Genomic DNA, 23,474 nt, shown 5'->3' with positions numbered 1-23,474 from the left:
CGAGGTGCAAAATGGAAATTTCAACAATAATTGGTTTAATTTTTGGTTTGGTTGCTGTAATCTGGGGCATGATCCTCAAGCACGCTCCACTTCATGCTTTGGCCACACCCGCTGCTTACGTTATTATCTTGGTGGGTACGGCAGCTTCTATTTTCATGGCCTTTCCTTTCAACGAGGTCAAAAAGATTCCAAGTCTGTTCAAAATGATTTTTATCAAAAAGAAATTAATCAGTAAACCCGAATTAATCACTATGTTCATGGAATGGGCTTCTATCACACGGCGTGAAGGTCTGTTGGCTCTAGAATCAAAGGTCGATGAAATAGAAGATAACTTCCTCAGAAACGGCATGCGGATGATTATTGATGGAAATGATCAGGATTTTGTCCGCGATGTCCTCATGGAGGATATCCACGCCACAGAGGATAGACATAAAGCAGGAGCCCTCATTTTCTCACAGGCAGGTATGTATGCTCCTACCCTCGGGGTGCTCGGGGCGGTTATCGGTCTCATCGCCGCTCTGGCTGATATGAGTGATATGAACAAACTGGCTGCGGCAATCGGGGCTGCCTTCATCGCCACATTGCTTGGTATCTTTACAGGTTACGTATTATGGCATCCTATTGCTAATAAGCTGAAACGTCTCTCCAAACAAGAAATCGAAGTTCGAATGATGATGGTCGAAGGTCTTTTGTCCATACAGTCCGGTGTATCTACTATTGCCATCAATCAGAAGCTTGCTGTATTCCTAACACCTTCGCAACGCGTTAAGTTAAATGAGAAGGACGGTGGATCAGGTGAGCAAAAAGACTAGACACGAAGAGCATGAAGAACATGCCGATGAATCGTGGCTGTTACCTTACTCCGACCTCATGACTCTTCTGGTGGCTCTGTTCATCGTTATGTATTCTATGAGTGCAACGGATGCCAAGAAATTTGAAGAGATGAGTCAGGCCTTCAGTTCCGCACTTAATGGCGGTACAGGTATTCTTGAAGAGCGGGCAGCAATGCCTAGTAAGACTCAAGAAGATCTAGGGAAAAATGATAAGATGGGTAGCTCTACTTCCAAGAAAGCTGAAGAAGCAGAAATGGCAAAGCTACGACAAAAGGAACAAGAGGATTTAGAGAAGCTTAAGAAACAATTCGATCAATATATTAAGAGCAACGGTCTAACGGATCTGCTCAGTACGAAGCTTAATCAATCTCAGCTAATGATTACGATCAGTGATAACGCATTGTTCGCTTCTGGCCAAGCCATTGTTAAGGATGATTCGCGGCAATTAGCTAAATCCATCTCAACGATGCTGCAGCAATTCCCGGATTATGATGTAGTAGTGCAAGGGCACACCGACGATATTCCGATTTCTAATAGCAACTATTCATCCAACTGGGATCTGAGTGCGGATCGGGCACTTCAGTTCATGAAGATTTTGCTGCAGAACACAAATCTAAATCCACGCAAATTTAGTGCGATTGGATACGGCGAGTATCATCCTATTTCCGATAATGACACAGCTACCGGTCGAAGCAAGAATCGCCGGGTAGAGGTTTCCATTATTCGAAAATATCAAGAAACCAAAGAGTTTACAGGGATTGTTCCCTCTGCTGAATAAGTGATTTCGTAAGGTAATAAAAAGAGCTGTCCAAAGGTCTTAGACCCCGGACAGCTCTTTTTTTGTTGCAGTACTACATTCTATATGGAACTGTATTATTGTAATGACACTCCTACAGTAACTCGTAGTTCAGCGTAGCTCCAAGCTCTTTCTTCTCATCAGCAGACAGTTCCCGCCATTCTCCCGTTTGCAATGCCCCCAGGCGAATATTCATAATCCGAATGCGTTGCAGCTTTCGAACCTCATAGCCAAAAGCGCTACACATACGACGAATCTGGCGATTTTTGCCCTCTGTCAAAATAATACGGAAGACACGCTCCGTAATACGCGTGACCTCACAGGGCAGCGTCTTCTCACCTAATATTTTCACACCGCTGGACATGCCGGTAATAAACGAAGGCGTAATGGGTCTGTCCACGGTAACCACATATTCTTTTTCATGCCGGCCTTCCGCCCGCAAAATTTTATTAACGATGTCGCCATCATTAGTAAGCAAGATTAATCCTTCCGAATCCTTATCGAGACGACCAATCGGGAATATACGTTCATGATGACCTACAAAATCGACAATATTCCCCTTGATATGCTGTTCTGTGGTTGATGTAATCCCTACCGGCTTGTTTAGAGCAATGTAGACCGTCTGGCTTGAGGTTTCAAGCGCTATACCATCTATTCGCACATCATCGCCCGGAACAGCCTGACTGCCCAGCACAGCAGGCTCTCCGTTGATCGTAACTCTGCCGGCATCCACAAGCTTGTCTGCTTCTCGGCGTGAACAGTACCCTGTCTCACTGATGAATTTATTAATTCTCACGTTGTTCTTCACTCCGTTCATCCTTAATGTTAAGCCAAGGTGTACCCCCTCCAGCTGCAGGCAGCTTAATCATAACGGTTGTCCCCCGGCCAACTTCACTTTGTATTTCCAAATGACCCTTATGAGCCTGAATAATACGCTGGCTAATCATTAACCCAAGACCAGTCCCCGATTCCTTATTCGTGAAGAACGGTTCACCCAGCTTAGGCAGCACGTCCTCTGGAATCCCTTCACCCTGATCTTTGATTACTATAAAGACGCAATCCACAGAGTTCCACAGTTCCATTGAAATGACGCCACCCTCAGGCATAGCCTCAATTGCATTTTTAACAATATTAATGAATACCTGCTTCAGCTGGTTCTCTTCACAATGTACAGTAGCAGGTTGTTCAGAGAATTTCGTACTAAATTGAATATCATGTAGATGAGCGAGACTATCCAATAGAGAAACTACATCACCTAATATGTAGCGAAGATCTTTTTCCTGAAAATGAACGGCTTGCGGCTTAGCCAGGATTAAGAATTCACTGACGATAAGATTAATCCGCTCCAGCTCGGATAACATCAGCTCTACATGAAGCGGAACCAAGAGCTCCTTCTCCTGTTGAAGCTGTAAAAATCCTTTTAATGTGGTAAGAGGGTTACGAATCTCATGAGCTACTCCTGCGGCCAATTGGCCGACTGTAGTTAGTTTCTCAGAGCGTCTAAGCAGCTCCTCCATTCGATTGCGTTCCGTCATATCACGAGAAACGTGAATAAAGGAATGGGGATAACCCTCTTCATCTCGAATTATCGAGGTACTAACGCTAACCTCAACTAATGATCCGTCCCGTTTAAGTCTCACTGTCTCAATCGGCGGCAGAACTGCACCATTTCTTAACGCGTCCAGCCGCTCTTCCTCTTGCTTAAGCGCTGTCGCGGGTACAAGATATGGCATATTGCCGATCACTTCTGTTGCACTCCATCCATACAGCTCCTCAAAGGCCCTGTTAGTGCTAGTGATTCGTCCCTCCATATCCAACGTATGAATCGCATCAGACGTCCCGTTAATTACGGATTCCAAATGCTCCTTAACCGCCCGGTTCTCTTCCAGCGTCTGCTTAAGACGATTGGTGCGTTGCATAAGATGAGAAGTCATAGCGTTAATCCGCAAGGCTAATTGACCTAACTCATCACGAGAGGTTACCTTTAATGGAGGTTCGAACTTACCTCGCGCTACATCATTGACTTTGGCAAGTATAGCCTGAATTGGACGAGTAACAAAACCTGAAAGTATGTAACTACATAGCAAAAATAATGCCAGCAACAACAGAGACGTAGTCAAATAATTGGCTAATTGTTCATGAACTACGGATGAAATCACAGAATAATCCAAAACTACACCGATTACGTAGGGCTCCATTTTAGGATTCTGAATAGGGATGAAGCTTTTAAGCACTCTTTTCCCATGTACCCTCGTCTCCAGTGTAACTGGCTTCTGCTTCTGCTGAGCTAATAGAATGGCCGCTTTATCTTGCTCCACATTACCATAAGTATAGGTACCGAACTTAATTGGGCGGTTGCCAAGTTTCTTTTTAAATGCATCGCTTCCATCACCCGCCATACTCGCTAAACCAAATGTTGTTGGATTAAATCCTGTAAGCTCTAAAATCCCTGGATTAACTTCTTTGGTTCGCTCTACAATTTGATCGGGATTGGTGATTTTGACATATTCACTAGCCGCAGTATTGAGAATAACAGGATTAATGATGTAGTTACTTGCTTCATCATGATAATAACCCCACTTCTCAATGAAATCGGGATTGTAGGTTGAATATTCAAATGGGCCTGACCAAAAATGATCCAATGCCTGACCTTGTCCCACAGTGACTTCCTGATTATCAAATAACTCCAAAAGGGCAAGGTACCAGTAACCCCAACCTTGAGTGGACATTCCTATATCAATAGGATTAGATGCCTTTGTCACCACGATATCATTATCAGTCTTTACCAGAATTGAAATATTAGACACGCCCAACTTGGAAGTTAGGGCCTTAAGTTGAGCATTGGTTATATTCTTATAATCCGGACCCAATTCCTTAGAGGCAAAGATGGCAGCCATTCTTAAGTTATGCGCAATTTGATATTCTACATAGTTAGAGCTATAGTTACTTTGTTCTACAGAAACAGCCATTTGCATAGCGGTGATCTGCATATTATTTACGTTTTCATTTCTTAGATTATTCTGAGCGGCATAAAGGTTAAATGTCAGATTCAATGCTAAAATTAGCAGTACCGCTCCAAAAATAATAGCAGATAGTTTTGTCTTTATGGACAAACTGTTATTCACCTCTTATCCACTGGTAAATCCTTGCGGAGCCTATAATAAACATCATACCTTTTGCCCCCTCATTTGAAAAGGACATTTAAAACAAGCCTATTAATTCACCAAATATTGAAATTCAAAAGGTGTTTCTCTACAATATATAAGAAACCATCCACATCTTATGCACATATAAACAAATTATTAAAGTCCGGTGTGTACAAAAATGTGTATAAGTAGGCTGTTATCCACAGAGTTATGCACATTTTGTTAAGAACGAATATTTGTTCGTTGTACAATGGTTATAGAAGAAGGGAAGATGATCTTGAATATTAAAGCCAGTGAATCGCCAGAAGATATACAAGCGGTTCATGAATATTGGATGAGGCAGGCGATCGCAGAAGCACGTAAAGCTGAGGCATTAGGTGAGGTTCCTATTGGCGCTGTCATTGTTCGACATGGTGAAATTATAGGACGTGGATACAATTTACGAGAAACGACAATGGATTCGACAGCCCATGCAGAGATGGTAGCCATTCGTGAGGCCAGCAATGTCATGAATTCTTGGCGTCTGCTGGATTGCCGGCTGTACGTCACCCTAGAACCTTGTCCGATGTGTGCAGGAGCAATAGTGCAGTCCAGAGTGCCTCTCACGGTATATGGAACGCCTGACCCTAAAGCTGGATGTGCCGGGACCCTCATGAACTTGCTTGAAGAGCCGCGATTTAATCATAGAACTGAGGTAATACAGGGTGTTTTACAAGAAGAATGTGCAGATCTACTCACCTCCTTCTTTCGCCGTTTACGTAAAAAGCCAATAAAACAAAAGGAGGACTCCTAAATGACCCTTACTCTATATCATACCTCTCAAGGCATCTATATTTCTCCACTTGAGCTTAAGGATGCACAGAGCCTGCTGGAGCTTCGTTTAAATAACCGGGTAACCCATGAACCGTTTGAGCCAAAACGTGATGAGCACTTCTTTACCCTGGAGAGTCAACAACAGATCATCAATCAGCGTATTGAGGACGCCCTACAGGACAGAGCTTATATGTTCGGCATTTATCTGCTGGATGGACAGATAATCGGTCAGATCACATTGTCCAACGTCTCACGAGGTATAGCACAATATGCTGATTTAGGATATTTAATGGATCATCGGATGCAAGGACAAGGTTATATGACAGCAGCAGTCGGATTAGTCCTCGGCTATGCGTTCCGGGCCTTAGGTCTACATAGAGTTCAAGCAGCTATTTTATTGCATAATGAAGCTTCCCGAAGAGTCCTGGAGAAGAGTGGGTTCAAACCTGAAGGGATCGCCCGTCAGTATCTTAAAATAAATGGACAGTGGCAGGATCACCAAACCTACGCAATCTTAACCGAAGATGTGCTGACTGAGGAACGGAAATAAGATTCTGCATTGTCGCAGGAATGAGTGCTACTTTTTTTCCTAAAAAAAGACCCGCATGGGCGTATAATATACGCATCATGCGGGTCTTAATCTTGCGAGCTGGGATTAATAAGTTCCCATACCACCGAATTCTTCTCCAAGTTGATCCATTGTAATTACATCATCACCTTGAGGGATACCAATCTTGAATACCGGCTTCTCGTTGATCTTACTGTATTGGCCCGTTCCATTTACTGAGAAGGCCACTTTTGTGCCATCTTCCGGATCATTTACTTTAACATCCATCAATAAATCCTGATACACAGCGTATCCATCTTTATCGATCGCAGTATTATAGTGGAACTGGTTGATGGTAAGGTACTTATCAAGATCAGCTAAGCCCTTATCCAATTCAGTTCTAGCTTCACCTGATGTCAGTTCTTCTTTAGCCTTAGCTAGATCTGCATCTTTAATCTGCAGCATATCCTTGTATTCTTCCTTGCTTACGATATCAATAATTTTAGGCAGGGCATTATTCACCAAGATAGTGATTGCTTCTTTAACATTATCGTTAGTCACTTGGAACTGAACAACTTGTTTAGCTTCCACACCTTCTGGTAAATTAGCATCTTTGGGATCAATCTCGTTAAAATATTTTTCTTCGTCATATTCAGCTAGGACAGTGTCCACCACTTCATTAGACAGCTTCTGCATTTTTTGAGTATCCATCGTACTTGGGTTAAATTCTGCACCCTCCTGCTCTGCCAACGCCTTCAGATCAACCTCTACAAACTTATTGAGGATCGTCTCAGGAATCGGTACGAAAGGAATAGATGGAATCTTAACATACAACTTCTCGGCAGTCATTACCATAGGAACATTAAAGCTCATGCTCATATCGCCTTTCAGATTCAGAACCATAGTTAGTTCTGTCTGCATTGGCTCTGCTTGATATACCCCATCAATGGTAATATCAGCATTCTTAAGCATACTAAGTACCTGTGTAGTCATTGCAGCAGATTCAGCGTCAGAAGTCTCGATCGTAAGATCGTTGATCGTGAATTTACTCTTCATCTCATAAGATGACATTGTAGTCGCTTTAGTAGCGGCTGATTTTAAGGCCTCTTTTGGCGCCTCCTGTTTACTTGCACATCCCGGCAGAATTACTGCTGCTGTAAGCAGCAATGCAGCGGCCGACAAACCCCACTTTTTGTTCATTATTGTTCTCCTCTCCCATTGTAAAAGAAATCTCTCCCCCTCCTATGATAAACCATTTGTAAAAATCAAGAAACACTTCTTTAAAATTCTTAACGTTTTTATTTGTTAACCTTGTGGATTATGGTGGTCAACATGGTTCGCTTGTTTCACCTTTTTAGAACCTGAAAGCGGTTCTGGACCTGAAGGAGCATGGTCTTTTCTCCGCTCACCACTTGTTGGCTCTGCCCCAGGAACAGGGATACTTTTTGGTTTCGACATTTTCATTCCTCCTAAGGATTGGTCAAGTTCTGAAGAGCCTGAGCACATTCGTGAATTTGCCGTGAGTATTGCTGTGCCAGCTGCTGTACGGCATCACTACGCTCATCAATATGGAGACCGCTCTGTTCCACATCCAGCAGATCCACTGCCACTTCTCTGCTATCTACATACTTGCAGCGAAAATCCAGCGAATAGCCTTGATGACCTGCCGCATTAAAATGAATCAGCAAGCTATTCGGATCCCCATTATCCGCCAGCACACTGAAACTATCCCCATCATCCATCAACGCCGGCAAACGCTCCTGCCAGGCTGAAACAAGCTTATGCTGATCAACTTCTAATGATCTATCCATGATTATGATCATCCTCCTTCTCTAATACATTGCGGAGAAATGAAGCTTTTTATTCTCAATAGAACTCGGTCTACCAAACAAAACAAAAAACCGTCCCCCAGAGGGAACGGTTTCTATCTAATTATTCTTTAAGTTCATAAAGGAATGGCGGAGAGGATGGGATTCGAACCCATGTGGGCTTGCACCCTAACGGTTTTCAAGACCGCCCCGTTATGACCGCTTCGGTACCTCTCCAAATGCATTTAAATTTCACATGCATTAGGATTGTACCATACAATGCAAAGAAAAAGCAACTATATCTTTAAATAGTTTTTGGTTGTATCGATTTTACATTGCGCATATAAGGTTGTAGGCATTCTGGAATCAGAACACTGCCATCCTCTTGCTGATAATTCTCAAGAATTGCAGCAACTGTACGTCCAACCGCCAAAGCAGAGCCGTTCAGCGTATGAACAAATTCAGGCTTCGATTTTGGATCCTTACGGAAACGAATATTTGCCCGGCGCGCTTGGAAATCTTCTGTATTTGAGCAAGAGGAGATCTCACGGTACATCCCACTCTCAGGCAACCACACTTCCAGATCGTACGTCTTAGCCGATGTAAAGCCCATATCAGCCGTACATAACCCAAGTACACGATAAGGCAGTCCTAACAGCTGCAGCACACTTTCAGCGTCTGCTGTCATTTTTTCTAATTCCTCATAAGAGGATTCAGGGGTGGTGAGCTTCACCAACTCTACCTTGTTGAATTGATGCTGGCGAATCAAACCGCGAGTATCACGGCCCGCCGAGCCCGCCTCAGAACGGAAACAAGAGCTGTAAGCTACATGGTATTTAGGCAGGTCAGCTGCCGTCAAAATCTCTTCGCGATAGTAGTTCGTTACCGGTACTTCAGCTGTAGGAATCAAATAGTATTCGGTATCCCGCAGCTTGAACAGATCCTCTTCGAATTTAGGCAGTTGTCCTGTACCATACAAGCTATCTTTGTTCACAATGTAAGGCGGCAGCATTTCCTCATAGTTATGCTCACCACTGTGAAGATCCATCATAAAGTTAATCAGCGCCCGTTCTAGACGTGCTCCAAGTCCTTTATAGAAAACAAACCGGGATCCTGTAACCTTTGCTGCAGCTTCGAAATCAATAATATCAAGCTGCTGCGCAAGCTCCCAATGTGATTTCGGAGTGAATCCGAACTCTTTGGGCTCCGACCAGCGGCGTAATTCAACGTTATCATCCTCAGACTTCCCTACTGGAACTGAATCATGAGGAATATTAGGGATATTCATAGTAAGATCAGCAATCTGAGCTTCCAGTTCACGTACTTCATCATCAAGCTCTTTAATACGGTCAGATACCGTACGCATTTCTGTAATTAGGTCATCCGCTGGCTCGCCGTTCTTTTTCTTTTTCGCTACTTCACCCGAAACTGTATTACGACGGTTCTTAAGCCCTTCGGTTTCTTGCAGTAATTCACGTCGACGCAAATCAAGTTGTGGAAAATCAGCAATTAAATCCAGTGATTTGCCCCGTTTTTCTAAAGCCTCTTCCACTCTTGCGTAATCACTACGTAGTATTTTTACATCTAACACAAAGTTTCCCTCCTGAAAACAGCCTAAACTCTTTCAAAATGCTGATTACAGCTTTGAAAGAGTCAGGATGTTCTTTATATGCGATTTTGTTGTTGGACTTCCCTATTCACCTCTACCATATCGGCAAAATATTGGTGCAGTCTGAAATCATCGGTCAGTTCTGGATGAAAAGAAGACACCAGCAAGTTCCCTTCGCGCGCGGTTACAATCTCATCATTATAGACTGTAAGCACATCAACTCCCGGTCCTACCTCGTTGATAAGCGGTGCACGTATAAATACAGCACGAACCGGCTCATCAATGCCTTTAACCTCCAGATCACATTCAAAGCTTTCCCGTTGGCGGCCGAATGCATTCCGGGCTACGGTAATATCCATCAGCTCCAAATGCCCCGGTTCACCACCGGCAATTTTTTTGGCCAGCACGATCATACCCGCACATGTGCCAAAAATAGGCTTGCCCTGATCAGAAAAATCACGGATGGCTTCTATGAAACCATATTTCCGCATTAGCTTTCCAATCGTTGTACTTTCTCCGCCGGGGATAATCAGGCCTTCAACTTCTTCTAGCTGCTCCACACGCTTGATAGGCACGCCTTCTGCACCGGTCTTCTCTATACTAACAATATGCTCCGTAACAGCGCCTTGAAGCGCCAATACTCCTATCTTCATCCTACAACCTTCTCTCTATTAACGGCCACGCTCCGACATACGTTCAGCCGGGGTGAGAGTTGCAATATCAATCCCCTTCATTGGTGCACCAAGGTTCTTGGATACTTCAGCAATCAGTTTGTAATCAGTATAGTGTGTAGTGGCTTCAACAATCGCACGCGCAAATTTCTCAGGATTGTCCGATTTAAAAATACCCGAGCCTACGAATACACCATCAGCACCCAAATGCATCATAAGAGCAGCATCGGCAGGTGTAGCTACACCCCCAGCGGCAAAGTTAACAACCGGCAGTTTGCCAAGCTCATGCACTTCGAGCAACAGCTCGTAGGAAACTCCCAGGTTCTTTGCTTCATTATATAGCTCGTCCTTGGACAAATTCGTTACTTTACGGATTTGACTGTTGATAAAGCGCATGTGACGCACGGCCTCAACAATGTTGCCTGTTCCTGGTTCACCTTTTGTACGGATCATGGAGGCACCTTCGTTAATACGTCTCAGTGCTTCTCCCAGATCCTTCGCTCCACATACAAAAGGAACGGTGAACTCATGTTTATCAATATGGAATACTTCATCAGCAGGAGTAAGAACTTCACTCTCATCCAAGTAATCAACACCCAAAGATTCTAGAACTTTCGCTTCTACATAATGGCCGATACGAGCCTTAGCCATAACAGGGATACTTACCACTTTGAGAACCTCTTCTACAATTGTAGGATCGGCCATCCGTGCTACACCGCCAGCTGCACGAATGTCAGAAGGTACGCGTTCCAGAGCCATAACAGCAACTGCACCAGCAGCCTCAGCAATTTTTGCTTGCTCTGCATTCATGACGTCCATAATGACGCCGCCTTTTTGCATTTCTGCCATGCCTCTTTTAACTCGCGATGTACCTGTTTCCATGTCCTAACCCCCCGAATGATCTATCTTAATCTAACTTGTAATTTTACCCCAATGAAGGGAAATCTACAACCCATTTACTCGGATTTACTGCTGATTTCGACACCGAACTGCATTAGAACAAGTTCTTGATCCCTGAAAATAAATCACCGAAGAAATCGCCAATCGCTCTAAGGAACAACTTGAACCAGCCAGCTTTCTCAGCTTCCTCTACAGTGATCAGATTAACTGTTTTCTCCTGTGCTGCTTGCATGCCTTCAGCCTTGTAGGAATAGGTAACTTTACCTACTTTAGAGGATTGGGCTATAGGAGCAACCAAAGTTGCAGGGTCATTTGTTACAACAGTTGTAGTAACTTCAGGAGAAACAGTTCCCTTAGGAACAATGAAAGAAACTCCTTCATCAGTAACTATAGAAACATCTTTATTCTTGCCTTTCAGTACCGGAACTGTTTCCGTGCCAGCAATAACAGCCTTCGGAGCTACAACCTGTTTGATTTCAAAGTTGTTAAACCCGTAGTCGAGCACTTTTTTAGTTTCTGTGAATCGATGTGCCTCTGAATTAGCACCCATAACAACACTGATTAGACGCATTCCATCACGCACAGCAGTACCGGTAAAGCAGTTACCTGCATTTGTGGTATGCCCAGTCTTCAGTCCATCTAGACCTGGATAAGCATATGCCTTAAAGTTGGGAATACTTTTGTTAGCTTCCAGCATCCAGTTGTAGTTAATGATCGGCGCTGTATCCCGATCACGGAATTTATAAGACTGAATCGTTGTAAATTCAGTGAAGTCCGGGTGGTCAGTAACTATAAATTTAGCAAGAGTAGCTGCATCTCTAGCTGACATTACAGTCTCTTTATCAAGATCAGGACGGAATTTCTTCGGCATGTCTGCCCGATCAAGTCCAGTTGAGTTAATAAAATAGGTATTTTTCATGCCCATCTTCTGTGCAGTCTGATTCATTAGTTCTACGAATTGTTCTTCTGAACCCGATACCAATTCTGCCAAAGCAACTGTGGCATCATTCGCCGATCCTACGGCCATCGCTATGTATAGCTCTTTAACCGTATGTTCATCTCCAGCTGCCAAAAAAATTCGTGATCCGACCTGTTTGGAAGCATTCTCTTGAATGATAACTTTCTGATCCCAAGAGATGTCTCCTTTTTTCACGGCATCAGATACAAGATATTCAGTCATCATCTTGGTCATACTCGCAGGTGGGAGTGGTGTATCTGGATTTAGAGCCATAAGTACTTGGCCTGTAGTTGGTTCTATTAGAATAGCAGAACTCAATTCCAAGTTAAGAGATTCCACAGAAGGGATCTTAACTGCGTTGGTCTTGGGTGCAGTTTCAGTAGTAGTTGCGGCACCTTCGGTTGTAACCGGAGTTTTGCCCGCTTCAGCCAATGCTGGAATTACTGGGTTCATTAACATATTTAAAAGCAGACCTACAGTCGCTGTCTTAATTACAATTTGCTTACCATTAAATTTTCGTTTGTGCTTCAATGATTACGACTCTCCTTTAAATCTCATATCAATAGCTTGTTCTATTCTAACACAGGGGTACCCGCAAAAAAAGACAGACAGGACGAAATAGTCCTGTCTGTCCAAAAAATAATACGGTTAGTCCATTATACGGAATAGTTTGGTGCTTCTTTTGTAATTTGCACATCATGCGGGTGGCTCTCACGAAGTCCAGCACTTGTGATGCGAATGAAAGAAGTATCGTTACGCAGTTCTTCCAATGACTTCGTACCGCAATAGCCCATACCTGAGCGCAATCCGCCGATCAATTGATGAACAGTGTCAGAAAGAGGCCCTTTAAAAGCAATACGTCCCTCAATTCCTTCAGGAACGAGCTTTTTATCATCATCTTGGAAATAACGGTCTTTACTGCCTTGTTTCATGGCACTCATGCTGCCCATACCACGATATACTTTAAATTTACGGCCTTGATAGAGCTCAGATTCCCCTGGGCTTTCTTCTGTACCCGCAAACATACTTCCCATCATTACAGCATGAGCACCAGCTGCGATAGCCTTTGTGATCTCCCCAGAATACTTAATACCGCCATCAGCGATAATAGGAATTCCATACTCACGAGCAACTGTCGCACAATCATAAATGGCTGTAACCTGAGGTACGCCGATACCAGCGATAACGCGTGTTGTACAGATCGATCCTGGTCCAATACCTACTTTAACTACAGATGCACCAGCTTCAATAAGTTCACGGGTTGCTTCGCCTGTAGCTACGTTACCAGCAACAATCGTAAGATCAGGATACAACTCACGAATTTGGCGAACCGCTTCAATAATATTAATGTGGTGACCATGTGCAGAATCGACGACGATCAGATCCACACCAGCTTTTACTAATGCTGCAGTACGTTCGAACGTGTCTTTAGAGATACCAACAGCTGCTCCAACAAGTAGACGGCCATGTGCATCTTTGGCTCCGTTAGGGAATTGAATAGCTTTTTCAATATCCTTAATGGTGATGAGACCCTTAAGAATATTATTCTCGTCCACAAGGGGAAGCTTCTCGATCTTATGACGTTGCAGGATACCTTCTGCTTCCTGAAGGGTTGTACCCACAGCAGCTGTTACAAGATTCTCATGTGTCATAACTTCTTTAATCTGAATATTGAAATCATGAATAAAGCGTAAGTCTCTATTAGTTAGAATACCGACAAGTTTATTGTCACTGTCTACAATCGGCACTCCGGAAATGCGATATTTACCCATTAAAAGCTCTGCATCAGATACCATGTGTTCTGCCGTAAGTGAGAATGGATTCGTAATAACTCCGCTCTCGGAACGCTTCACACGATCTACTTCTTCCGCTTGCTGCTCTACAGGCATATTCTTGTGTATAATCCCGATGCCACCCTCACGAGCAATTGCAATGGCCATGGCTGCTTCTGTGACTGTGTCCATCCCTGCACTCATAAGTGGAATATTCAACTTCACATTCTTACTTAGAACTGTGGTCAAATCCACTTCTTTAGGCAGTACCTCAGATTTACGCGGAACCAGCAGCACATCATCAAAAGTTAGACCTTCTTTACCAAACTTATCTTTCCACACCTGGGTCATTCCTCCTCGGTTGTTTTAAATTATACCCGCCTACAAACTTTATGAAAGAAGAACCTTTGACTCCAGTCCATTCACGACAGACAATTCTGTACATCTGGGGGCTGAACAAGTGTAGATCTTCAATTAAGGTTTGAGATGCTTATCCAAAAATATATTATTGCCATCTTAGCAAAGGGCATTTGGACTGTCAAGAACATTACATCATCAGAGTAGGTATTCAAAAAACGGCCCCCGAGTAAGCGAATTATTGGACGTTAGTCCGTGCTCAGTGGACATATAGTGTATAAAAAATCCACAATGCATTTCTGCTCATCTTATTACCCACGCTTATCTCCATCATAGTATTTCAAAATATAGCCTAATGAATTCTCTATTTACATAACAAAAAGACCACTGTCGATTACTCAACAGTGGTCTTGTGTGCTTGGCAACGTCCTACTCTCCCAGGACCCTTCGGTCCAAGTACCATCGGCGCTGGAGGGCTTAACGGTCGTGTTCGGGATGGGTACGCGTGGAACCCCTCCGCTATCGCCACCAAACATGCGTCTGTGAAACAGACGCTGCCGCGTGAAATTCGGTTCATCACCAGAAGTGACAATGAATTTCTAAGCGTGTTACAGGCTTGATGCCTGAAAACTGAATCCGAAACGAATCTGCATTCTAAGTATAGGATAAGCCCTCGACCGATTAGTATTGGTCAGCTCCATGCATTGCTGCACTTCCACCTCCAACCTATCTACCTCGTCGTCTTCAAGGGGTCTTACTAATTGGGAAATCTCATCTTGAGGGGGGCTTCACGCTTAGATGCTTTCAGCGCTTATCCCGTCCGTACGTAGCTACCCAGCCATGCTCCTGGCGGAACAACTGGTGCACCAGCGGTACGTCCATCCCGGTCCTCTCGTACTAAGGACAGCTCCTCTCAAATTTCCTGCGCCCACGACAGATAGGGACCGAACTGTCTCACGACGTTCTGAACCCAGCTCGCGTACCGCTTTAATGGGCGAACAGCCCAACCCTTGGGACCTACTTCAGCCCCAGGATGCGATGAGCCGACATCGAGGTGCCAAACCTCCCCGTCGATGTGGACTCTTGGGGGAGATAAGCCTGTTATCCCCAGGGTAGCTTTTATCCGTTGAGCGATGGCCCTTCCATGCGGTACCACCGGATCACTAAGTCCGACTTTCGTCCCTGCTCGACTTGTAGGTCTCGCAGTCAAGCTCCCTTATGCCTTTGCACTCTGCGAATGATTTCCAACCATTCTGAGGGAACCTTGGAACGCCTCCGTTACTCTTTAGGAGGCGACCGCCCCAGTCAAACTGCCCGCCTGACACGGTCCCCGTACCCGATTAGGGTACTAGGTTAGAACCTAGATACGATCAGGGTGGTATCCCAACGGCGCCTCCACCGAAGCTTGCGCTCCGATTTCTACGGCTCCCACCTATCCTGTACAGATCGTACCCAAATTCAATATCAAGCTGCAGTAAAGCTCCATGGGGTCTTTCCGTCTTGTCGCGGGTAACCTGCATCTTCACAGGTATTAAAATTTCACCGGATCTCTCGTTGAGACAGCGCCCAAGTCGTTACGCCATTCGTGCGGGTCAGAATTTACCTGACAAGGAATTTCGCTACCTTAGGACCGTTATAGTTACGGCCGCCGTTTACTGGGGCTTCGGTTCATAGCTTCGGGTTACCCCTAACCACTCCCCTTAACCTTCCAGCACCGGGCAGGCGTCAGCCCGTATACTTCGCCTTGCGGCTTCGCACAGACCTGTGTTTTTGCTAAACAGTCGCTTGGGCCTTTTCACTGCGGCCCCCTCGTGCTATTCACACTACCGGGGCACCCCTTCTCCCGAAGTTACGGGGTCATTTTGCCGAGTTCCTTAACGAGAGTTCTTCCGCGCGCCTTAGAATTCTCTTCTCGCCTACCTGTGTCGGTTTGCGGTACGGGCACCTTCTCCTGGCTAGAGGCTTTTCTTGGCAGTGTGAGATCATGACCTTCGCTACTATAATTTTCGCTCCCCATCACAGCCTAGCCTTAACGATGTGCGGATTTGCCTACACATCAGCCTCACTGCTTAGACGGACATCCATCAGTCCGCGTCACTACCCTCCTGCGTCACCCCATCGCTCATAGCGGATTACGGTGGTACAGTAATTTCAAACTGTTGTCCTTCGACTACGCCTTTCGGCCTCGCCTTAGGTCCCGACTTACCCTGAGCGGACGAGCCTTCCTCAGGAAACCTTGGGCTTTCGGCGGATCAGATTCTCACTGATCTTTTCGTTACTCATACCGGCATTCTCACTTGTGTAGTGTCCAGCGCTCTTTTCAGTACACCTTCAACCCCTACACAACGCTCCCCTACCCCAGATGCAAAGCATCTAGCCATAGCTTCGGTGGTGTGTTTAGCCCCGTTACATTTTCGGCGCAGAGTCACTCGACCAGTGAGCTATTACGCACTCTTTCAATGGTGGCTGCTTCTAAGCCAACATCCTGGTTGTCTGTGCAACTCCACATCCTTTCCCACTTAACACACACTTGGGGACCTTAGCTGATGGTCTGGGCTGTTTCCCTTTTGACAATGGATCTTAGCACTCACTGTCTGACTCCCGGCAATAAGTATATGGCATTCGGAGTTTGACTGAGCTTGGTAATCCTTGCGGACCCCGCACCCAATCAGTGCTCTACCTCCACTACTCTTATACCGAGGCTAGCCCTAAAGCTATTTCGGGGAGAACCAGCTATCTCCGAGTTCGATTGGAATTTCTCCGCTACCCCCACCTCATCCCCGCACTTTTCAACGTACGTGGGTTCGGGCCTCCAGTGCGTGTTACCGCACCTTCACCCTGGACAGGGGTAGATCACACGGTTTCGGGTCTACGTCCACATACTCAATCGCCCTATTCAGACTCGCTTTCGCTGCGGCTCCACCTTCTCGGCTTAACCTTGCATGTTAAACGTAACTCGCCGGTTCATTCTACAAAAGGCACGCCATCACCCATAGATCGGGCTCTGACTTTTTGTAAGCACACGGTTTCAGGTTCTATTTCACTCCCCTTCCGGGGTGCTTTTCACCTTTCCCTCACGGTACTGTTTCACTATCGGTCGCCAGGTAGTATTTAGCCTTAGCAGATGGTCCTGCTGGATTCATACGGGGTTTCACGTGCCCCGCACTACTCGGGATCCGTCTCGGAGAGAACACAGTTTAGGTTACAGGGCTTTTACCTCTATCGCGGGCCTTTCCAGACCTCTTCACCTACCACATTCCTTTGTAACTCCATGTGAGACGTCCCACAACCCCAAGAGGCAAGCCCCTTGGTTTAGGCTGTTCCGCGTTCGCTCGCCGCTACTGACGGAATCACTATTGTTTTCTCTTCCTCAGGGTACTTAGATGTTTCAGTTCCCCTGGTCTGCCTCTACACACCCTATGTATTCAGGTATGAGTAACTGCGAATTACCACAGCTGGGTTTCCCCATTCGGACACCCCCGGATCAAAGCTTGCTTACAGCTCCCCGAGGCAGTTTCGTTGTTCGCCACGTCCTTCGTCGGCTCCTGGCGCCTAGGCATCCTCCGTGTGCTCTTATTAGCTTAACCTTGATTTTTCCGAAGAAAAATCTCACTAATAACATTTACTTGTTTACACAAGTTGCTAAAAGATGTTCTAAAACGCAAATTCGTTTCGGTATCCAGTTTTCAAGGATCAAGTCTTACTTGAGAGCTTAAACTCTCAAAACTGAGCAACGAGTGAGTAACAGGCCTAAACCTGAGTTTCGGAAGCTTAGCTTCCGATTTGAATGTCCTCATTGCAGAGAACGATTCTCCATAGAAAGGAGGTGATCCAGCCGCACCTTCCGATACGGCTACCTTGTTACGACTTCACCCCAATCATCTACCCCACCTTCGGCGGCTGGCTCCCTTGCGGGTTACCCCACCGACTTCGGGTGTTGTAAACTCTCGTGGTGTGACGGGCGGTGTGTACAAGACCCGGGAACGTATTCACCGCGGCATGCTGATCCGCGATTACTAGCAATTCCGACTTCATGCAGGCGAGTTGCAGCCTGCAATCCGAACTGAGACCGGCTTTGATGGGATTGGCTCCACCTCGCGGCTTCGCTTCCCGTTGTACCGGCCATTGTAGTACGTGTGTAGCCCAGGTCATAAGGGGCATGATGATTTGACGTCATCCCCACCTTCCTCCGGTTTGTCACCGGCAGTCACTCTAGAGTGCCCAGCATTACCTGCTGGCAACTAAAGTTAAGGGTTGCGCTCGTTGCGGGACTTAACCCAACATCTCACGACACGAGCTGACGACAACCATGCACCACCTGTCTCCTCTGTCCCGAAGGCCGCTGCTATCTCTAGCAGATTCAGAGGGATGTCAAGACCTGGTAAGGTTCTTCGCGTTGCTTCGAATTAAACCACATACTCCACTGCTTGTGCGGGTCCCCGTCAATTCCTTTGAGTTTCAGTCTTGCGACCGTACTCCCCAGGCGGAGTGCTTACTGTGTTAACTTCGGCACCAAGGGTATCGAAACCCCTAACACCTAGCACTCATCGTTTACGGCGTGGACTACCAGGGTATCTAATCCTGTTTGCTCCCCACGCTTTCGCGCCTCAGCGTCAGTTACAGCCCAGAAAGTCGCCTTCGCCACTGGTGTTCCTCCACATATCTACGCATTTCACCGCTACACGTGGAATTCCACTTTCCTCTTCTGTACTCAAGCCACCCAGTTTCCAGTGCGACCTCAGGTTGAGCCCAAGGTTTAAACACCAGACTTAAATAGCCGCCTGCGCGCGCTTTACGCCCAATAATTCCGGACAACGCTTGCCCCCTACGTATTACCGCGGCTGCTGGCACGTAGTTAGCCGGGGCTTTCTTCTCAGGTACCGTCACTCCGATAGCAGTTACTCTACCGGACGTTCTTCCCTGGCAACAGAGCTTTACGATCCGAAAACCTTCATCACTCACGCGGCGTTGCTCCGTCAGGCTTTCGCCCATTGCGGAAGATTCCCTACTGCTGCCTCCCGTAGGAGTCTGGGCCGTGTCTCAGTCCCAGTGTGGCCGTTCACCCTCTCAGGTCGGCTACGCATCGTCGCCTTGGTGGGCCGTTACCCCACCAACTAGCTAATGCGCCGCAGGCCCATCCCTCAGTGACAGATTGCTCCGTCTTTCATTCTTCTCTCAGGAGAAAAAAGAAATTATCCGGTATTAGCTACCGTTTCCGGTAGTTATCCCAGCCTGAAGGGCAGGTTGCCTACGTGTTACTCACCCGTCCGCCGCTAAGTTATTTTGAAAGCAAGCTTTCAAAATAACTCCGCTCGACTTGCATGTATTAGGCACGCCGCCAGCGTTCGTCCTGAGCCAGGATCAAACTCTCCAATTAGTATTGAAAAGAGCGATATGCTCATTTTGAAACATCTGACGAGAAAATTAATTCTCTAATTTTGGATTTCACTTACGTGATTTCCTACTCACTCGTTGTTCAGTTTTCAAAGATCAAGTTCTCGTTGGCGCCGCTTAATGTCTCAGCAGCAACTCTTATACTATATCATGTTCGGCTATTTAATGTCAAGCTCTTTTTTTAACCTCATTTTCGAGCTCGGCATGTGTATTTCTTGGCCGGACTTAGAATATATCATGTATAGAGATTCATTGCAAGAGTTTTTTTGAAACTAATATTAAATCTCTACATTCTATAGGAGCAATGAAGTGAAAGCACCGCTTCTAATCAACAGTAGCCAAGAGAACTGTCCTTAGACAGCTCCCTTAAGCCCTGTGTTGTATAGATACTATTCAGTACGGTTACGCATATGTGGAAACAGCAATACATCGCGAATCGATGCAGAATTGGTAAGCAGCATGATCAGACGGTCTACGCCGATTCCCAGTCCGCCAGTAGGTGGCATACCATATTCCAGGGCGCGGATGAAATCATCGTCCATCTCATGAGCTTCGTCATTACCTTGCTCTTTCTCCTGGATCTGTGCCTCAAAGCGTTGACGTTGGTCAATCGGATCATTCAATTCACTAAATGCATTAGCGTGCTCACGACCCACAATAAACAGCTCAAAACGATCGGTAAAGCGTGGATCCTCATCGTTTTTCTTCGCAAGTGGTGAAATTTCAACAGGGTGTCCCATTACAAAGGTTGGCTGAATTAGAGTTTCCTCTACAAATTGCTCGAAGAAAGCGTTAAGGATATGACCGAACGTCATATGTTTCTCAACAGGCACACGATGTTCTTTTGCCAAAGCTTGTGCTTCGTCATCTGTCATGTGAACACTGAAATCAACACCGGTTACTTCTTTAACAGCATCAACCATAGTTACACGACGCCATCCTGGAGACAGATTTACCTCTTTGCCTTGGTAATCCAGCAGTTGTGTACCTAATACCTCTTGGGCAATATGTGCAATCATATTCTCCGTGAGATTCATGATGTCCTTGTAGTCAGCATATGCTTCGTACAACTCAATCATAGTAAACTCTGGATTATGACGAGTCGACATTCCCTCGTTACGGTATACACGGCCGATTTCGTACACTTTTTCCAAACCGCCAACAATAAGGCGTTTCAAGTGAAGCTCGATAGCAATCCGCATATACAGCTGCATTTCAAGTGTGTTGTGGTAAGTAATAAACGGACGCGCAGCTGCTCCGCCGGCGATCGTATGAAGTGTAGGTGTTTCAACTTCAAGATAACCAAGTGAATCCAAATAGCGACGCATCGATTGAATAATTCTTGAACGCGCAATAAAGGTCTGTTGAACTTCCGGATTAATAATCAAATCAACATAGCGCTGGCGATAACGCAGTTCTACATCTTTAAGACCATGATATTTCTCAGGAAGTGGCAGCAGGGATTTGGACAAGACTTCGAGATTATGCACTTTGATGGAGGTCTCGCCTGTTTTGGTTTTGAATACTGTTCCACGAACGCCAATAATATCTCCCAGATCGAGAACATTAAACGCCGCGTATTGAGTTTCAGGAATGCTGTCTTGACGAACATAAAGCTGAATTCTTCCACTAAGGTCCTGGATATGCGCAAAGCTGGCTTTACCCATAACGCGTTTTGCCATAATACGTCCAGCAATGCTCACTTCAACAGAAAGCTCGTCCAATTCCTCTTTGGAAAGTCCATCATACTTAGCTACGATATCGCCAGCGTTAGCTGTGCGCTCGTATTTTTTGCCAAAAGGATCAATACCAAGTCCTCTTAGCTCGTCCAGTTTGGCACGGCGGATCTGCAAAAGCTCACTAAGTTCGTTCTCTGCATTGTCCACATTGTTCATTTCCTCGGTCATGCGATTCATCCCCTTATAACTCAGTAATATCATATACACAAGAAGAAACGGCTCCGTCTCCATAGTTAGAGGACAGTCCCGTTCCAGCTCAAAATATAAGCAGTTTGTTTTACCTATCGTTTCTGGATGATTTGAAAAAAGCTTCCCTAAGGAAGCTTTCCCAAACATGTTCCCTTATCTACCTATGTACAGTGAAATGACTAATACATACGGCAGCACATCTATTTACAGACATTAAGGTCTGTATATTACTTCATTCTGATATCGAGAATTTTATATTGAATAACTCCTGCAGGTGTAGAAACATCAACAACCGTACCTATTTTTTTCCCGATAATAGCTTTGCCTACCGGACTTTCATTGGAAATCTTGTTATTCAGTGGATCAGACTCTGCTGTACCTACGATCGTATACTCCATAGTGTCCCCATATTCCAAATCCTCGACACTTACAGTAACACCAATACTTACTACGTCAGTAACGATCTCGTCGCTATTGATGATACGCGCGTTGCGAAGCATCTTCTCCAAAGTTAGAACGCGTCCTTCGATAAAAGCTTGCTCATTCTTCGCGTCTTCATACTCCGAGTTCTCACTGATATCTCCGTAGCCAATCGCTACCTTAATCCGTTCAGCAACCTCACGGCGTTTTACGGATTTGAGGGTCTCCAGCTCATCTTCCAGACGTTTTAGCCCGTCCGGCGTAAGGATGACTTCTTTATCGCTCATCTCAACCGATTCTCCTGTCGTATACAATTATTGAAAACACCATACTATATGCTAATCTAGAAGGATAAGAACCCTCCCTGCTGCATTGCTCTTACTGTAACGGCGATTTTATACTGTGAAATTATATTGGAACCGCTACAAAATGTCAATGACACCACATATAAAGTCAGATGTGTTCAAATATCAGCAGAAAAAAGGTGATTATACAGCAGAAGAAGACATTTCAATGCCCTTGCTCTCTTCTTCATGCTTTAATTGAACGACAAAATCATTCAATATCCTCACCATTCCATCGCGTTTTGTTTCTGTCATGAGAACATCCTTCACTCTAGCGGCAGCCTTCAAGCCTTTTAAGTACCAGGCCATATGCTTACGCATCTCACGGACAGCTACAGCTTCTCCCTTAAGAGCTACCAGTCGATCCATATGAAGAATAGCAACCTTAATCTTCTCATCCAAGCCAGGTTCAGGCATAAGCTCGCCGGTGCTCAAATATTGAATCGTACGATACAACATCCAAGGATTGCCGAGTGCTCCACGCCCGATCATTACGCCATCGCAGCCAGTCTGATCCAACATAGCCCGAGCATCTTCAGGTGTATTAACATCCCCGTTGCCAATAACAGGAATAGAAACTGCTTCTTTTGCCATCTTGATATAGTTCCAGTCCGCATGGCCTGTGTAAAGCTGCTCCCGGGTACGACCGTGTACGCTGACAGCCTTACCCCCGGCACGTTCAACCGCACGCGCATTATCTTCGACAAAAATATGCTCGCTATCCCAGCCAATCCGCATTTTCACGGTTACGGGTTTATCGACAACATCGACAACCGCAGAGACCATTTCATAGATTTTGTCGGGATTCAAAAGCCAGCGGGCTCCCGCATCACATTTAGTTACTTTAGGCACTGGGCATCCCATATTGATATCGATAATATCAGCATTGGTTTCTTTATCAACCACTTTTGCTGCTTGCACCAGTGATTCTCTATCCCCGCCAAAAATCTGCAAACTAAGCGGTTTCTCCCGTTCATCTACAAACAACATTTCGCGAGTACGTGTATTTCCGTGAATAATGGCCTTATCGCTTACCATTTCCGCACAGACCAGACCTGTACCAAATTCCTTAGCGATCAGACGAAAAGCCGGATTGCACACGCCAGCCATAGGTGCCAGAACAACCTGATTTTTCATCTCGATATCGCCAATCTTCAGCATTCGTATCACTTCCTGCC

17 protein-coding genes, 1 tRNA gene and 3 rRNA genes are annotated in these 23,474 nt (G+C 45.5%); 4 read left to right on the top strand and 17 right to left on the bottom strand.

The annotated features are described in order from the left end of the window. Positions 1-11: 11 nt before the first annotated feature. Together motA and motB are read left to right on the top strand one after the other, a co-directional pair. A complete protein-coding gene (gene motA / locus PODO_RS00510; protein WP_036679967.1) occupies positions 12-812 on the top strand; it encodes a flagellar motor stator protein MotA in 801 nt (266 codons plus the stop codon). Then, on the top strand, positions 796-1,611 hold the full coding sequence (motB, locus tag PODO_RS00505) for a flagellar motor protein MotB (RefSeq protein WP_036679969.1): 816 nt from the start codon (positions 796-798) through the stop codon (positions 1,609-1,611). Before motA ends, motB begins: the two co-directional genes overlap by 17 nt. A 112-nt stretch (positions 1,612-1,723) precedes the next feature. On the opposite strand, the gene rluF is transcribed toward motB, so the two are convergent. Continuing rightward, positions 1,724-2,425, bottom strand: coding sequence for a 23S rRNA pseudouridine(2604) synthase RluF (gene rluF, locus PODO_RS00500; protein WP_036679985.1), 702 nt, complete (start codon positions 2,423-2,425; stop codon positions 1,724-1,726). Further along, positions 2,415-4,742: a sensor histidine kinase gene (locus PODO_RS00495; protein ID WP_036679971.1), complete on the bottom strand. Its 2,328-nt coding sequence runs from the start codon at positions 4,740-4,742 to the stop codon at positions 2,415-2,417. The genes rluF and PODO_RS00495 overlap by 11 nt, the downstream gene beginning before the upstream one ends. Before the next feature lie 304 nt (positions 4,743-5,046). Here PODO_RS00495 and tadA point away from each other — a divergent pair, with 304 nt between their 5' ends. Then, on the top strand, positions 5,047-5,568 hold the full coding sequence (gene tadA, locus PODO_RS00490) for a tRNA adenosine(34) deaminase TadA (RefSeq protein ID WP_052096704.1): 522 nt from the start codon (positions 5,047-5,049) through the stop codon (positions 5,566-5,568). Then, the gene (locus tag PODO_RS00485) at positions 5,569-6,138 is read left to right on the top strand and encodes a GNAT family N-acetyltransferase (RefSeq protein WP_038568049.1); all 570 of its coding nucleotides are present in this window, start codon (positions 5,569-5,571) and stop codon (positions 6,136-6,138) included. Positions 6,139-6,243: 105 nt separating this feature from the next. Here PODO_RS00485 and PODO_RS00480 read toward each other — a convergent pair whose 3' ends face one another. The 15 genes from PODO_RS00480 to dusB all read right to left on the bottom strand — a co-directional run bounded on the left by PODO_RS00480 (position 6,244) and on the right by dusB (position 23,457). Beyond that, positions 6,244-7,335: a hypothetical protein gene (locus PODO_RS00480; RefSeq protein ID WP_038568046.1), complete on the bottom strand. Its 1,092-nt coding sequence runs from the start codon at positions 7,333-7,335 to the stop codon at positions 6,244-6,246. Between the two features lie 105 nt (positions 7,336-7,440). Beyond that, positions 7,441-7,593, bottom strand: coding sequence for a small acid-soluble spore protein P (locus tag PODO_RS00475; RefSeq protein ID WP_036679976.1), 153 nt, complete (start codon positions 7,591-7,593; stop codon positions 7,441-7,443). 11 nt (positions 7,594-7,604) lie between these two features. Then, the gene (locus PODO_RS00470; protein WP_036679977.1) at positions 7,605-7,946 is read right to left on the bottom strand and encodes a hypothetical protein; all 342 of its coding nucleotides are present in this window, start codon (positions 7,944-7,946) and stop codon (positions 7,605-7,607) included. Between the two features lie 145 nt (positions 7,947-8,091). Next, positions 8,092-8,180, bottom strand: a tRNA-Ser gene (locus PODO_RS00465). Positions 8,181-8,247: 67 nt separating this feature from the next. Continuing rightward, complete coding sequence (gene serS, locus PODO_RS00460; RefSeq protein ID WP_038568043.1) at positions 8,248-9,534, bottom strand: serine--tRNA ligase; 1,287 nt, start codon at positions 9,532-9,534, stop codon at positions 8,248-8,250. A gap of 74 nt (positions 9,535-9,608) precedes the next feature. Further along, the gene (gene pdxT / locus PODO_RS00455) at positions 9,609-10,205 is read right to left on the bottom strand and encodes a pyridoxal 5'-phosphate synthase glutaminase subunit PdxT (protein ID WP_038568040.1); all 597 of its coding nucleotides are present in this window, start codon (positions 10,203-10,205) and stop codon (positions 9,609-9,611) included. Between the two features lie 18 nt (positions 10,206-10,223). Continuing rightward, positions 10,224-11,105, bottom strand: coding sequence for a pyridoxal 5'-phosphate synthase lyase subunit PdxS (pdxS, locus tag PODO_RS00450; RefSeq protein WP_036679980.1), 882 nt, complete (start codon positions 11,103-11,105; stop codon positions 10,224-10,226). 112 nt (positions 11,106-11,217) lie between these two features. After that, on the bottom strand, positions 11,218-12,612 hold the full coding sequence (locus PODO_RS00445; protein ID WP_036679981.1) for a D-alanyl-D-alanine carboxypeptidase family protein: 1,395 nt from the start codon (positions 12,610-12,612) through the stop codon (positions 11,218-11,220). Between the two features lie 125 nt (positions 12,613-12,737). Continuing rightward, positions 12,738-14,195: an IMP dehydrogenase gene (gene guaB / locus PODO_RS00440; RefSeq protein ID WP_036679982.1), complete on the bottom strand. Its 1,458-nt coding sequence runs from the start codon at positions 14,193-14,195 to the stop codon at positions 12,738-12,740. 431 nt (positions 14,196-14,626) lie between these two features. Beyond that, positions 14,627-14,743, bottom strand: a 5S ribosomal RNA gene (gene rrf / locus PODO_RS00435). Between the two features lie 128 nt (positions 14,744-14,871). After that, positions 14,872-17,797, bottom strand: a 23S ribosomal RNA gene (locus tag PODO_RS00430). Positions 17,798-18,029: 232 nt separating this feature from the next. Next, positions 18,030-19,587: ribosomal RNA gene (locus PODO_RS00425) — 16S ribosomal RNA — on the bottom strand. The 16S, 23S and 5S rRNA genes sit together here, the layout of an rRNA operon. 406 nt (positions 19,588-19,993) lie before the next feature. Continuing rightward, the gene (gene lysS, locus PODO_RS00420) at positions 19,994-21,511 is read right to left on the bottom strand and encodes a lysine--tRNA ligase (RefSeq protein ID WP_038573979.1); all 1,518 of its coding nucleotides are present in this window, start codon (positions 21,509-21,511) and stop codon (positions 19,994-19,996) included. Between the two features lie 248 nt (positions 21,512-21,759). Next, positions 21,760-22,239 carry a transcription elongation factor GreA gene (gene greA, locus PODO_RS00415; protein ID WP_036678719.1) on the bottom strand — a complete coding sequence of 160 codons (480 nt, stop codon included), beginning with the start codon at positions 22,237-22,239 and terminating at the stop codon, positions 21,760-21,762. Positions 22,240-22,440: 201 nt separating this feature from the next. Continuing rightward, positions 22,441-23,457 (bottom strand): tRNA dihydrouridine synthase DusB, encoded by a 1,017-nt coding sequence (dusB, locus tag PODO_RS00410; protein ID WP_036678722.1) that lies wholly within the window; start codon positions 23,455-23,457, stop codon positions 22,441-22,443. Positions 23,458-23,474 lie beyond the last annotated feature (17 nt).

It is taken from the genome of Paenibacillus odorifer (assembly GCF_000758725.1).
Taxonomy (GTDB): Bacteria; Bacillota; Bacilli; order Paenibacillales; family Paenibacillaceae; genus Paenibacillus_AQ; species Paenibacillus_AQ odorifer.
The sequence above is the reverse complement of the archived record's forward strand: the minus strand, read 5'-3'. Positions and strand labels throughout refer to the sequence as shown.